Source organism: Streptococcus sp. 263_SSPC (assembly GCF_001071995.1).
GTDB lineage: Bacteria > Bacillota > Bacilli > Lactobacillales > Aerococcaceae > Granulicatella.
The window spans coordinates 34359-49249 of sequence record NZ_JVNU01000059.1 but is presented as its reverse complement, the minus strand read 5'-3'; the positions used below and the strand labels follow the sequence as shown (position 1 = coordinate 49249).

The following is a 14891-nucleotide window of genomic DNA, read 5'->3' as shown; positions in this document are numbered from 1 at the left end:
GTAGGGCAATTCCAAAAGAAAGGGAGGTAGGCCCCTTGATAGATGTAAATAATTTTGAAAGTATGCAGATTGGGTTAGCTTCTCCGGAGAAAATCCGTGAGTGGTCACATGGTGAAGTTACAAAACCAGAAACAATCAACTACCGTACTTTAAAACCAGAACGCGATGGTTTATTCTGCGAGAAAATCTTTGGTCCAACAAAAGACTTAGAATGTTCTTGTGGTAAATTAAAGAAAATCAACAACAAAGGGAAAGTCTGCGATCGTTGTGGCGTTGAAGTAACGCGCTCAAAAGTTCGTCGTGAACGTATGGGACACATCGAATTAGCAGCTCCAGTATCACACGTGTGGTACTTCAAAGGCATTCCAAGCCGCATGGGACTTGTGTTAGACATGAGTCCACGTGCGTTGGAAGAAGTCATTTATTTTGCAAGCTACGTTGTTATCGACGCTGGCGACACAACATTAATGCACAAACAATTATTAACTGAACGCGAATACCGTGAAAAACGTGCAGAGTTCGGAACTCGTTTCCACGCTGCAATGGGTGCGGAAGCCGTTCAAGAGTTATTAAACAACGTTGACTTAGACGCTGAAATCGCTGAATTAAAAGAAGAGTTGAAAACAGCTCAAGGTCAAAAACGTACTCGTGCAATCCGTCGTTTAGACATTTTAGATGCCTTCAAAGAATCAGGAAACAAACCTGGTTGGATGGTAATGGATGTTATTCCAGTTATCCCACCAGATTTACGTCCAATGGTTCAATTAGAAGGTGGACGTTTTGCAACAAGTGACTTGAACGATTTATATCGTCGTGTGATTAACCGTAATAACCGTCTAAAACGTTTATTAGAATTAAACGCACCTCGTATCATCGTTCAAAACGAAAAACGTATGTTACAAGAAGCAGTGGATGCTTTAATCGATAATGGTCGTCGTGGCCGTCCAGTTACTGGACCAGGTAACCGTCCATTGAAATCATTAAGCCACATGCTTAAAGGGAAACAAGGTCGTTTCCGTCAAAACCTACTTGGTAAACGTGTAGACTACTCTGGACGTTCTGTAATCGTAGTAGGACCAAACTTGAAGATGTACCAATGTGGTCTTCCTAAAGAAATGGCGATTGAATTATTCAAACCTTTCGTAATGAAAGAATTAGTTGAACGTGAAATCGCTGGAAACATCAAGAGCGCTAAACGTAAAATTGAACGTTTAGATGACGATATTTGGGGAATCCTTGAAGAAGTAATTCGTGAACACCCAGTTCTATTGAACCGTGCACCTACACTTCACAGATTGGGGATTCAAGCGTTCGAACCAACTCTAGTAGAAGGTCGTGCCATCCGTCTTCACCCATTAGTGTGTGAAGCCTACAATGCCGACTTCGACGGAGACCAAATGGCGGTTCACGTGCCACTATCTCAAGAAGCTCAAGCTGAAGCTCGCTTATTAATGTTAGCGGCTCAAAACATCCTAAACCCTAAAGATGGTAAACCAGTAGTAACACCATCTCAAGACATGGTTTTAGGGAACTATTACTTAACAATGGAACAAGAAGGCCGTGTTGGTGAAGGTATGTTCTTCAAAGACATGGACGAAGCAATCTTGGCTTACAACAATGGATACGTTCATTTACACAGCCGAATTGCGATTCCTGCAAGCTCACTTCCACATAAACCATTTACAGATTGGCAAAAAGAGAGAATGATGGTCACAACAGTTGGTAAATTATTATTCAACGAAATCATGCCAAACGAATTCCCTTACTTAAATGAGCCAACAATGGAAAACTTAGAAGTGGCTACACCAGATAAATACTTCTTAGAACCAGGAGCAAACATTAAAGAAGAAATCGCTAAACGCGAAATCGTTTCTCCATTCAAGAAGAAAAACTTAGGTCAAATCATCGCCGAAGTGTTCAAACGATTCCATATCACTGAAACTTCAATGATGTTAGACCGTATGAAAGACTTAGGATATAAATTCTCAACTCGTGCTGGTTTAACAGTAGGGATTGCAGATATTTCAGTTGCGGATAACAAGAAAGAAATTCTTGAAGAAGCACATAAACAAGTCGATAACATCTCTAAATTATTCCGTCGTGGTTTAATTACAGATGATGAACGTTATGAACGTGTTATCGAAACATGGAACAAAGCGAAAGATGATATTCAAAAAGCGTTAATTCGCACATTAGGTTCTCGTAACCCAATCTTCATGATGAGTGACTCAGGAGCCCGTGGTAACATCTCTAACTTTACTCAGCTTGCTGGTATGCGTGGTCTTATGGCCGCTCCTAACGGTAAGATCATGGAATTACCGGTAACATCAAATTTCCGTGAAGGGTTAACCGTTATGGAAATGTTCTTGTCTACTCACGGTGCTCGTAAAGGGATGACCGATACGGCCTTGAAGACAGCCGACTCAGGTTACTTAACTCGTCGTTTAGTAGACGTTGCGCAAGATGTGATCATTCGTGAAACAGACTGCGGAAGCGATCGTGGTTTAACAATTACTGCGATTAAAGAAGGAAATGAAGTCATTGAAACACTTGAAGAACGTATGTTAGGACGTTACGCACAACGTTCAGTGAAACATCCTGAAACAGGTGAAGTGTTAGTAGCACGCAATGAAATCATTACTGAAGATATTGCTCGTAAGATTGTTGAAGCTGGAATTGAAGAAATTACAATTCGTTCAGCCTTCACATGTGATACAAAACATGGTGTATGTAAATACTGTTACGGACGTAACTTAGCTACAGGTTCAGAAGTTGAAGTTGGGGAAGCAGTTGGTACAATTGCCGCTCAATCAATCGGGGAACCTGGTACACAGTTAACAATGCGTACGTTCCATACCGGTGGGGTTGCCGGAGACGATATTACTCAAGGTTTACCTCGTATTCAAGAAATCTTCGAAGCGCGTAATCCTAAAGGGGTTGCGACAATCAGTGAAGTAGCGGGTGAAGTCGTTTCTATCGAAGAAAATGCTGGAAGCCGTACTAAAGAAATTACAATTAAAGGCTCTACAGATACTCGTTCTTACACAGTTCCATTTACAGCTCGTCTAAAAGTGGAAGAAGGACAAATCATCGATCGTGGTGCTCCATTAACTGAAGGTTCTATCGATCCTAAAGAATTATTACGTGTTCGTGACGTATTATCAGTTGAAAACTACTTATTACGTGAAGTACAAAAAGTATACCGTATGCAAGGGGTAGAAATCGGCGATAAACACGTTGAGGTAATGGTTCGTCAAATGTTACGTAAAGTTCGCGTAATGGATCCAGGTTCAACAGAAATCCTTCCAGGAACATTACTTGATATTGCAGACTTTACAGAACGTAACCGCTCTGCAATCATGAACGGTGAAGTACCTGCGACAGCTCGTCCTGTATTACTAGGTATTACAAAAGCTTCATTAGAAACAAACAGCTTCTTGTCTGCTGCATCATTCCAAGAAACAACTCGTGTCTTGACAGATGCTTCTATCCGCGGCAAGAAAGACCACTTACTAGGATTGAAAGAAAATGTTATCATCGGTAAGATCATCCCTGCTGGTACAGGTATGGCTCGTTACCGCAATATGGAAACAAGTACTTCAGAACCAGTATTACCAGTGGAACAAACAGAAGTTGTCATTGTTGAATCAACACCTTCTGAAGAAGACACAAATGAATAATCTGTGACTTTCAGGCACCCTGTAGCGAAAGCTATGGGGTGTTTTTTCTTGGGAACTTCATAAAACCTTCTCTTAGAATCAATGAGTCCGGGTTATAATAGGCGAAACTTAAGAGGTGAAGTAGTTTGGGAATTTGAAATGCTTGTTAATGGACAACAAGTGAACGTAAAGATTTCAAACGACACAGGAAAAATTACTGAAATCGATCGCTAATTAAATATTGTTTATAAGATACTCCGTCAAGGATTGTTCATTCAATGCTTGAGGGGGTATTTTTATGCTTAAAATTACAAGAAAGAGCCCGAAAATAGATTAAGAAAAGTTTAAGGTTTTTGAAAAGCTGAAAAAATTCAACACTAAAAAAACGAATTAATTCATTGAATAGTGGGAAAAATGAGTCGCAAGTGGAATTAAATCATTTAAAAACATCAAATATATAATATTTTAAATAAAAACTAAAACCGCTATCAAATTTATGTAAAAGGTAGTATAATATAAATGAATAAAAGAAAGATTGGGGTAGTGTATATGAGTCAGGAATTGTACCAAAGTATACCGTTGCTATTTAAGCTCGTAAAAAAGCAAACAGAACTCAAAAATGCTGCCTTTGCTTTTCAGAATAAACGAGGAGCAGTGAAGTTTTTCTTTTTAATTGAACGTGATGAACAGCAAGATTTACGTTTATTATTCTTCAAAAACGAAGAAGAACTTGTTCGTTATAGACTCTCAGAACGACTGGTAACCATGTCGGATGAGGTAGTCGGAGAGGAACGGACCGAAGCGTTTTGGTTTAGAAAAGGCATCGAAATTCAGTTTTCAAAACGTGCGGATTTCGATGAAGAGGAAATCGAATACTTGAAGCAAAAGGGTTATCCTGTGAAAGGTGCCAGAGAATTGCCAATGATTTCGAGTTTCAATGAACCGTTTGATTTATTCGCAGACTTAAAGAAGTCAGAAGTTCAGTTTGTGCTACGTGTGAGTGATATTCTCTTGCAAGAGGGCAACTGGAAGGAGCTTTTGAAGGCTGCTAGTATTCTCGACCAAGAAGACGCGGATTGCTATGCTGTTCTCGAATATAATCAAAAAACAAAGGCTGTAAAGTCGCTTGATATTACGCGTAAGGAAATCAGCTTCGATAAGATTGCTGAATTGAAGCCATTTTTTCAAGTGAAACCTGAACCCATTGCGGTCAGTGATTTCTCGCTTTTACGTGCAAAGAAGGCGATTCAAGGCATCTTATCAGAAAGTTTTGAAATCCAGTTGACATTGTCGCCAATTGCGGCCATGGGATTTTATAAGACAGGTGCGTTTATGCTGGCGATTGCCGATGAGCGTGAAATCATCTTCTTACAGGAAACAGATTTAGATACAAAAGCGATTCAGAATTATATTTTAGAACTCATTATGATGATGGAGGCTGTGCCGCTTCGCTTTATTACAAGTGGACCATTTGCCCTGAGACTCTCGAATATGGTCGATCAGCTCTTAAAACGACTTGGAACGGATATTGTTATCTTGGATGAACTGCCAACGATGAACCGTTATTCAAGCCTTGCGAAAATGGATCTTCTATTATCGCAAAATGATATTGATAATCTTCTCTTTTAAGTGAAACGTTGAGACCCGTGCCCTTAACGTTTCCGCTAGTGTAGGAATTGGAAGGGGGAGAAGCTAAATACTCTCACAGCTTCTCTGTCCATCCATCCTCGAATGTAAAACATAAGAAAAAGAGGTCTATTCATTCGAATAGACCTCTTATTTTACTCAACTGGATATTCTGTATACATTTCTCCAAGGCTCTCAAACTCCACTTGATTTTGTAAGAGTTCAATAATGGCTTCTTGGAAAGCTTCGACCTCTTGAACAGGAAGGCTGCAGGTGAATTGAACATTATCGAGGAAGATTTTATCAACGATGGGGATGTTTTGCGTCTGACAATAATATTCCACTTTTCCGACATGTGCGTAATCAAAGGTTAGGGCAAGTTGATTTTCGAGTCGGCATTCGACGATTCCGATGGCTTTCAACCCTTCGCTTACAGCCCCAGAATACGCACGAACAAGTCCACCAGCGCCAAGCTTTGTTCCACCAAAGTAACGCGTCACTACAACCGCGACATCCTTTAATTCATTTTTCTTAAGTACTTCTAGCATTGGAACGCCTGCAGTACCACTTGGCTCACCGTCATCCATCGCGCGCTGCACTTGGTCGTTTTCCCCAATGAGAAAAGCAGAGCAGTTATGCGTTGCCTTCCAATGTTCTTTTTTGATAGCTTGGATAAATTCAAGCGCTTGTTCTTCATCTGTTACTCGCTGAAAATGCGCAATAAAACGGGACCCCTTAATCTCGATTTCATTCATCCCAGACTCTTTAGTCGTTTTATATCTCTCTAACATTCTTTCCCCTCACTTTGGTATTAGTATAGCATAAAGTCGTAAGTATCTCCTGCTTTTTTTTAATGGTCAAATATGGTAGTATAGTAAGGCAGTATATGACTGGAGGAGTAGGTATGATTCAAGTAACATTAATCATTCGAATCACATTGGTTCTTGCTTTTATCATGCTAAGCTATTGGGCGTTGCAAGGCATTCAAATCGAGAAAATTCTTCGAAAAGGCCGCGTTCAAGAAGCCCGTATCCTCTTTTTACTCATCGCTATTTGGATGGGAGCTAGTATAGCTAAAGTCATATTCGATTTATCAGATTATTTAAATCAGTACATTCAATTGATAATACAGTAGATGGATAGAGAGTTTTTGGAGGTTATTTAATGGATAAGATGATCGTGCGCGGTGGCGATACACGTCTTCAGGGAACAGTAAAAGTAGAAGGAGCTAAAAACGCGGTATTACCAATTTTAGCAGCAAGTATTTTAGCAGATAAAGGCGTTACTCATTTAACAAATGTACCGAACTTATCAGACGTACATATGATGTTAAACGTATTAGGAAGCTTAAACGTCTTAAGTACATTTGACGAAGAAGAAAAGGCCATTACTTTAAATGCCACAAAAGATATCACAACAACTGCAGCATTCGAATACGTAAGTAAAATGCGTGCGTCAATCGTTGTAATGGGACCATTATTAGCACGTTTTGGACATGCGCGTGTAGCGATGCCTGGTGGATGTGCTATCGGAAGTCGTCCGATTGACCTTCACTTAAAAGGATTCGAAGCAATGGGTGCGACAATCGTTCAAACAGAAGGATATATCGAAGCACATGCAGATGAACTTCATGGAGCTCGTATTTACTTAGATTTCCCATCTGTTGGAGCTACTCAAAACATTATGATGGCTGCGACTTTAGCAAAAGGAACAACATACCTTGAAAACGTAGCGCGTGAACCAGAAATCGTCGACTTAGCAAACATCTTAAACAAAATGGGTGCGAAAATTGTCGGTGCCGGAACAGAAAACATGCGTATTGAAGGGGTAGAACGTTTGGATGGAACGATTCACTCAATTATCTCAGACCGTATCGAAGCTGGTACATTCATGGTAGCCGCTGCCGTTACAAAAGGCGACGTGTTTATCGAAGATGCGATTGCAGAACACAACCAACCATTAATTTCTAAATTAGGCGAAATGGGTGTTCAATTTATCGAAGAAGAAGACGGAATTCGTGTCATCGGTCCAGATGAGTTGAAACCAACGGACGTGAAGACTTTACCTCACCCAGGTTTCCCAACAGATATGCAAGCGCAAATGACGATTGCACAATTATTGGCCACTGGTACAAGCACAATGACGGAAACAGTATTCGAGAACCGTTTCAACCACTTAGAAGAAATGCGTCGTATGGGTGCACAATTCCGTATTGACTCACATACAGCTGTGATGAGTGGTGCGTCAGTATTATCAGGTGCTGAAGTACGTGCGACAGACTTACGTGCTGCGGCTGCGTTAATCATCGCTGGAATGGTCGCAAAAGGATATACACGTGTGACAGACTTACAATTCTTAGATCGTGGATATTATGAGTTCCATCAAAAATTACGTGCATTAGGCGCAACGATTGAACGTGTGGAAGAACCAGACGGACAACCATTTACTCACGAAGACTTAGAACGACTTTTTGCAGTTTAACAAAGAATTACGAAAGAGAGGGCAACCTCTCTTTTTTTTGCGCATAAAAAACAAAGGAACTCCACTTTTCGTTGATACAACAATAAGAACAAGCAATATTACTTTTAACTAATATAAGTTATACCTTATATTAGTTAAACCTTATAACGTGCATTTTTATTGTTGTATCAAGAATAATTAAAGATTATTCGTAAAAAATTAAAGTGCAGTTGAAAACGTAAATGATGACTAGAAACTTACAGATTCTATAATTACAGTAATGTGACTTTGCATTAAAATGAGGGAGAAAGACAGAAATGCCATAGATACATTTGTATCTATGGCATTTCGTTTTCTTTCCCCCACAAAGTTGAATAGGTATGAGCAAACTGGTTACAGTGCGGCTCATACCATTCAACCACTGTGCTTAGCGGGCGTAGGAATTTTATTCCGTACTTAAAGCACTTTATAAAGTTAGACACAGTAGATGATTGAATTAAGCTTCATCACTCGTGATTCGCTTAATCCTAATCATCCTTTTGCGGGGGTAAGACTACAAAGCAAACAGGACTCACACTGTGAGTCCTGTTTTGACTTTGGTCTTACTCCCTTTGAGGATTTAAAGGTGAGAGACTTTTAAGGCTCGAACCGGTGCAACGTTACCGTAATTATGAAGATATCTGTAAGGTTTCAAAGGAATCATTTACGCCTTACTGTCTCTTTATTGTTATTTCTATTTATCCTTTAATTTTTCGTAAAGGTGTGCAGTTTTTATGTGGTTTTAGAGGGTTTTATGGTACAGTATAATAGACTCAATTTAAAAGGAGGATTGTAATGAACGAAGAATTTAACAATCAGAATCATGACGAAGAAAATCTCGAAGTTGAACAAGACACTAAACTCGAGCACCGTCATACTGAAGAACCCAAAAAACAATCCATTATAAAGAGTATTTGGAATCATAAAATCATGATGGCGATTCGTCGCTTTTGGAGAAAATTTCATGTAACGAAGCTACTTCTAGCGATGATGCTAACGGTAGTAACACTATTTACGGGATTTTTAGTTTATTCCGCAAAGACAACCGATGTGAGTGGCTTACGTGCTGGGATGGTCCAGGTGACGGAAGTATATGACCGCAATAACCAAGAAGCCGGCGTACTGAACATCAATAAAGGGGAATTTTTAACGATAGACCAGATTTCTCCGAATATGATTAACGCGCTTGTTTCCACAGAGGATAAACGTTTCTATGACCACCATGGATTCGATCCGATGGGGCTGCTTCGTGCGACTTTTGGCCTGTTAATGAACCGTGGCCGAGTGACGGGTGGAGGAAGTACCATTACGCAACAATTAGCAAAGAATGCGTTCTTAACTCAGGAACAATCGTTTATGCGAAAAGCAAAAGAGCTCTTCTTGAGTTTCGAGTTGGAGAAGAAATATTCCAAAGACCAAATTTTGGAGATGTATTTAAATAATGCCTATTTCGGAAATGGGGCGTACGGAATTGAAAATGCGTCGCTTCGTTACTTCGGAAAGAGCGCAAAGGATTTAACCATCAGTGAAGCTGCTGTCCTTACAGGAAGCTTAAAAGCACCGAATGTGTATAATCCGATTGACGATATGGAATCGACGGTGAAACGCCGTGCGACTGTCTTACAGTTGATGGTCGATAATGGCAAAATCACGCAAGAAGAAGCCGATAAAGCTGCTGCTGAAGTGATTACTGTGACAGATACGTATGAAGCAAATGCTCGATATAAATATCCATACTATTTCGATGCGGTTATTAATGAAATCACAACGAAATACGGAATCAGCGAAGAAGACTTGCTGAACAAAGGGTATAAAATCTACACAGGGCTGGACCAAAATATGCAAGCAGATTTAGAAGAAACCTTCTCAAACAGTTGGTTATTCCCGAAAGCATCTGACGGTACGGTTGCCCAAGCCGCTTCAATTGCCATGGATCCTCAAACTGGGGATGTCCTTGCGACGGTGGGTGGACGTACTAACGAGAAACACACTTTCCGTGGATTTAACCGTGCAACACAGCTTCAGGCACAGCCAGGGTCAACGTTTAAACCATTAGCCGTATATACTCCGGCTCTTGAAGAAGGGTATCAACCTAATTCTGTTCTAGTGGACGAGAAACGTTCGTATGGTTCAGATAAATATACGCCTGAGAACTGGAATAAACAGTATCAAGGAACTGTGACAATGACGGAAGCCTTGAACCAAAGTTGGAATGCTCCTGCTGTATGGTTACTTGATAAAATCGGATTGAAGAAAGGAATCGAGAAGGTTCATCAGTTCGGAATCGAAACAGATCCAGGAGATGAGTACTTAGGGATTGCCCTTGGAGGACTTACAAAAGGAGTTTCTCCAGAGCAAATGGCCTCTGCTTATACAGCTTTTGCCAATAAAGGCGTTCGTGTTCAACCACGTTTTGTGACGAAAATTGTGGACGCAAACGGGAAAGTCGTTGTAGACAATACAGCCGTGAAGGAAAACCGTGTAACAACGGAAGAAGTCGCTAAGAAGATGACAAGTATGCTGTTAACCGTGTACGGTTCAGAAGGTCTTGGCGCACCATTTTCACCAGCTGGTAAGACGATTGCCGGTAAGACAGGGACAACCGAAGCCATCAATAATGACAATGGTTCTCGTGACCAATGGATGATCGGATATACTCCAGACGTTGTTGTCGCTACTTGGATGGGATATGACCAATCAGGGAACTATTCTTTATCAGCATCTAGCCGTGAAGGGGTAGGACCGCTCTTTAAACTAGAGATGGAAGGATTGCTTCAATTTACCGCAAACACACCGTTTAATGTGGAAGCCGTGAAGACGAAACAAAATAATCAAAACAACAATTCGAATAACGGTATCGATCAATTTATCAAAGATGCTCAAAAAGCGGGCGAACAAGTTTGGAATCAAATCCAAGAATGGGGTAAAAATCTCTGGGATAAATTCAGAAATCGATAATGCGAACGTACGTACGTATTGATAGTTTAACCATGCAAAATATGGTATAATAAAAGAGTATTTTAAGGAGGAAGAAACATGAGTAATATTTATGATACAGCCAATCAATTAGAACGCGACTTACGCGAATTACAAGAATTCAAAACAGTAAAGGAAAGCTTCGAAGCAATTTATGCGGATGAAACAGCGAAAGCGTTATTCGATGAATTCCGTACAGTGAATATCGAGTTACAACAAAAACAATTCTCAGGACAAGAGATCACTGAAGAAGATATTCAAAAAGCACAAGAATTAGGACAAAAAGTGTCTGAAAATGAACACATTAAAGCGTTAATGGAAGCTGAGCAACGTTTGAATACGATTATGCAAGACATTAACCGTATCATCACAAATCCATTACAAGAACTTTATAGATCAAAATAATTAATTTTAAACGGTTTTATTAAGAATCGATCCAAAGCATATTTTCTTTGAACGCACAACAGACGGTTCAGGAAAATATGCTTTTTTTGAAGAAAAGAAAGGAGCAACGTATGGTGAAATTCATCCACGCAGCCGACGTCCATCTAGGGGTTACGTACGCAGGTGTCGGGAAGACCCATAAAGATATCGCAAGAGAGCTAAAGCAGGCGGCATTTGATGCTTTTGAAAGAGTCATCGATACAGCGATTGAAGAAGAAGTCGATGCACTGGTGTTGGCAGGGGACTTGCTGGATAGTTCTCGTGCCTTCGTCAAAGAAAAATTGTTCTTGCAGAGTCAGTTGAATCGCTTAGCACCATTTGGAATTCCTGTCGTTGTAGCGCTTGGAAATCATGATGCGGGCACTTCATACGTTTCTGGGGAGCATATTTATACTTTTGGGAGTGCCGTTGAAACAATTGAAGTGGAGACGAGAAACGGGGAACGTGTCGCCTTTAGTGGGTTTAGTTATGAGGTTCCAGTTGTAGCTACCAGAAAAGTTCAAGAGTATCCGGTGAAGAGTGCCAACTGTGATATTCATATTGGAGTGCTACATGGAGAGCTTACGACTGCACAAGGTCGCTATGCACCATTTTCGATTCCTGAACTAAGAGAAAAAGGCTATGACTATTGGGCTCTTGGGCATATTCATACTTGCCAAGAAGTGTCTAGCCAGCCATGTGCGTGGTATAGCGGTACCACTCAAGGAGCGGACCGTAAAGAGAGTGGGCCAAAGGGAGCGTTACTTGTTGAAATTACTTCAGGGAATGCTTCAGAGGTTCAGTTTATTGAAACGAGTATGATGGATTGGACGGAAGTAGAACTTGCTATCAGCGAGACCGCTCGTTTAGAAACTTTACCGTATCTCATCGTAGAGGCACTACCAAATCCTGCGAAACGTAGTCTTGTGACGCTGCATTTACAAACGCAAGAATCGCTGTATTCAAGAGAAGATTTAAAACAACTCACAGAAGTTGTGAATGGATTATTAGAAGAAAACCGAAGCCTTGTAACAGTGATGAGTATTCGCGAACAAGTCACAAAACCGCTTCGTGGCGCTTCTGGAATTTCTCTTGTGGGAGATGTGGATGCGACTCTCTTTTCTGAAATGGAAATTGCAAAAAGCGGATTCTCGAATCAGTTAATGAGCGAATTCCTACAAAAGGAAGATGTCCAACACGAGATTCATGAACGTGCGATGCGTCTATTAGAAGCTCGCTTTTCGGGAAGGGAGGAAGGTTAATGTATATTTCAAAAATTGAGATTGATCATTTTGGGAAATGGGAACATGAGACCTTTACTTTCCATCCGAACTTACAAGTCGTTCAAGGTTTGAACGAATCTGGAAAGACGACCCTTCGACGTTTTATCGAGCAAATGCTTTTTGATTTTAAACAGAAGAAAAATGGCGTTTATCCATATCAACCGCTCCATACGAATACGCGTGGTGGATGCATGTGGATTGAAGATGAAGGACTAGGAGCCTTGATTATCGAGCGCAGCGCTGTGGGTTCTCAGAGGAAACTCGTTCTAAAGAGTGCAGAAACTGGACAAGAGCTGCCCGAAACGATGCTGGACCGAGTTCTTCATGAGTTGACGATGAATGAGTACCATTCACTCTTTGGATTCAATGAAGAGGAATTGCAAAATAATGCGTTTGGAAGCGAAGAGGAAATCCATCGCTTCTTGTATAGCTTAAGTGTCATGGGGCATAAGGGTGCTTATGAGGAGAGTCAGAAGTTACTTGCAGAGGCGAATAAGTTGTTTCGTCCACAAGCTAAAAAATTGGAACTCAACGAGCGAATGGACCGACTCGAAGGTTTAACGAATCAATTATCTCAAACCAAAGGCGAAAATGCCCTTTATGAAGGCTATGTGAGTACTATCAAAGAGCTTCAAAAGGAAGAAGAGAAATTATCTGTAAAATTGCAAGAGACAGAATCTAGACTAGATGTCTTAGAAAATAAGTTCGCTCATTTTGATGCCTTAGAAGAATTCCGTGCAATGGAAGGACTACATGAGTTTCCAAAAGAGTACGACCATAGTAAGGCCGTAGAAACGAATAATACTTTGCGTTCCTTTGAAAAAGAACTCGAACGTACAAAAATCGAGTTAGAGCAGGCAAAAGCAGAAGCAGAGGCACTTGGAGAACCGGCAGAGGATTCGACTCTTGAAGCACTGTACGCGAAAGCTCAAGGTGCAGCAGCAGTTGAAGAACGTGCCTTTGAATTGGAACGTGAGTTGAAGACACATCCAGGGAATATCGGAGTTCAAAGTGAACATGCCAAACCATTTACAGATGCTGAATTAGCAGAATTAGATGCCCTTCAAGGTGAAAAAGAACATGTAGGTCAATTTCAAACAGGAGTCCTTATTGGGCTAGTAGGAATCATTGCCATTACCGTAGTTGGATTTTTAACGAATCAGGTAGCGCTAGGCGTTGGGATTGCTGCAGTTCTAGGAATTGGCGGAGGGTTCTTCTTACACAAAACAGGGAAGTTACAATCTCCAAAAAATAGTGCAGTAGACGAACACGTTCAACAGCTTCTATCTCGAAAAGGAATTGAAGTAACTCCAGAAGAAGCAAGGAGATTTGTGCGAAGAAATGAAGGACGAAGTGTCAATGATTTCTTACAAAAGAAAGCTCAGTTCGTTCAATTGGAACAAAGACTTGCAGCCTTTAAAGAGGAGAGCAAAGACTTCTGGGCCAAAGAACAAATCACACCTCCTGCTACTGTGGAGCAACAGCTACGCGTTATCCGTGAGACTTGGATGGCTTCGCAAAAACGAGTGGCAAAATTAGAGCAACTTCAAGAGAGTATCTTAAAGAAAAAACGCCATTTAGCGCAATTGGAACAAGATGCAACAGAAGTACGTGAAGAATTACAAGAAGCGATTTCCCCACTAGGAATCACAACTGTAGAAGAGTTTAGAACTCAGTTACCAACACTGGACAATCGTGTAGCGTTAGCGCAAAAGAGAGCGTATATCGAAAAACAAGTAACTATTTTTACGAATGAAGAAAAAGAAAGCTTGCAACGACAAACGCTTGAAGAGGAAATTCAAGACGAGTCCTTCACGAAGGCGCAGCTAGAAAGTAAACGGAAAGAAGTACGTGACCAATTGGCAAGTACAAAAACAAAGGCAGAACTGCTGGAAGAAGATGACAATGCGGAATCTCTTCAACTGGAAGCAGACTTTGAACGCTTCGAGGTACAAGAGTCTATCAAGGATTGGGCGACGCAAGTGTATGCAGCTAAATGGATTTTGAAGCAACTTGAAGAAAAAGTTCCAACGAGAGTACCGTTGATTTTAGACGAGGCGAGTCGTATCTTTAGTCGACTCACGATGGGGCAATATACGAAAATCCTCTTAACGGATACGCAGGCGAAGGTGCAGCAGGCAAATGGCCAATGGATAGAAGCTTTCTATCTGTCAAAAGGGGCATTGGATCAACTGTATGTCGCGATTCGTTTTGCCTTTATTTTCCAATTAGCGAAGAAGATGAAAATTCCAGTGCTAATCGATGATGGATTCGTCAATTTTGATAGAGAACGCCTATCGATTATGTTAGAATTAATGGAAGAGCTATCACGCGTAACACAAGTTTTTTACTTTACAACGGAAGTTCCGCTTCAGTTACCAAAAGAAAATGTGCTGAAGTTAGGGGAAAGAGAAAGAAGGTAAAT

General features: G+C 40.7%; 9 protein-coding genes. 8 read left to right on the top strand and 1 reads right to left on the bottom strand.

Annotated features, from left to right (window positions below; translation table 11 throughout):
* The first annotated feature begins 35 nt into the window (after positions 1–35).
* Entirely contained in the window at positions 36–3680 is a 3645-nt protein-coding gene (gene rpoC, locus ADH02_RS08715; protein WP_239681755.1) for a DNA-directed RNA polymerase subunit beta', read from the top strand.
* Between the two features lie 528 nt (positions 3681–4208).
* A complete protein-coding gene (locus ADH02_RS08710; RefSeq protein WP_048784227.1) occupies positions 4209–5288 on the top strand; it encodes a hypothetical protein in 1080 nt (359 codons plus the stop codon).
* 152 nt (positions 5289–5440) lie between these two features.
* Here ADH02_RS08710 and ADH02_RS08705 read toward each other — a convergent pair whose 3' ends face one another.
* On the bottom strand, positions 5441–6076 hold the full coding sequence (locus tag ADH02_RS08705; RefSeq protein WP_048784225.1) for a YigZ family protein: 636 nt from the start codon (positions 6074–6076) through the stop codon (positions 5441–5443).
* A gap of 113 nt (positions 6077–6189) precedes the next feature.
* Here ADH02_RS08705 and ADH02_RS08700 point away from each other — a divergent pair, with 113 nt between their 5' ends.
* The 6 genes from ADH02_RS08700 to ADH02_RS08675 all read left to right on the top strand — a co-directional run bounded on the left by ADH02_RS08700 (position 6190) and on the right by ADH02_RS08675 (position 14889).
* Positions 6190–6420, top strand: coding sequence for a DUF1146 family protein (locus tag ADH02_RS08700; protein WP_048784223.1), 231 nt, complete (start codon positions 6190–6192; stop codon positions 6418–6420).
* A 29-nt stretch (positions 6421–6449) separates the two neighbouring features.
* Positions 6450–7766 carry a UDP-N-acetylglucosamine 1-carboxyvinyltransferase gene (gene murA / locus ADH02_RS08695; RefSeq protein WP_048784222.1) on the top strand — a complete coding sequence of 439 codons (1317 nt, stop codon included), beginning with the start codon at positions 6450–6452 and terminating at the stop codon, positions 7764–7766.
* An 813-nt stretch (positions 7767–8579) separates the two neighbouring features.
* Positions 8580–10742: a transglycosylase domain-containing protein gene (locus tag ADH02_RS08690; protein ID WP_053091415.1), complete on the top strand. Its 2163-nt coding sequence runs from the start codon at positions 8580–8582 to the stop codon at positions 10740–10742.
* A gap of 78 nt (positions 10743–10820) precedes the next feature.
* A complete protein-coding gene (locus ADH02_RS08685) occupies positions 10821–11165 on the top strand; it encodes a YlbF family regulator (protein ID WP_048784220.1) in 345 nt (114 codons plus the stop codon).
* A 110-nt stretch (positions 11166–11275) separates the two neighbouring features.
* On the top strand, positions 11276–12445 hold the full coding sequence (locus ADH02_RS08680) for a metallophosphoesterase family protein (RefSeq protein WP_048784218.1): 1170 nt from the start codon (positions 11276–11278) through the stop codon (positions 12443–12445).
* The gene (locus tag ADH02_RS08675; RefSeq protein ID WP_048784216.1) at positions 12445–14889 is read left to right on the top strand and encodes an ATP-binding protein; all 2445 of its coding nucleotides are present in this window, start codon (positions 12445–12447) and stop codon (positions 14887–14889) included. Before ADH02_RS08680 ends, ADH02_RS08675 begins: the two co-directional genes overlap by 1 nt.
* The last annotated feature ends 2 nt before the right edge of the window (positions 14890–14891 follow it).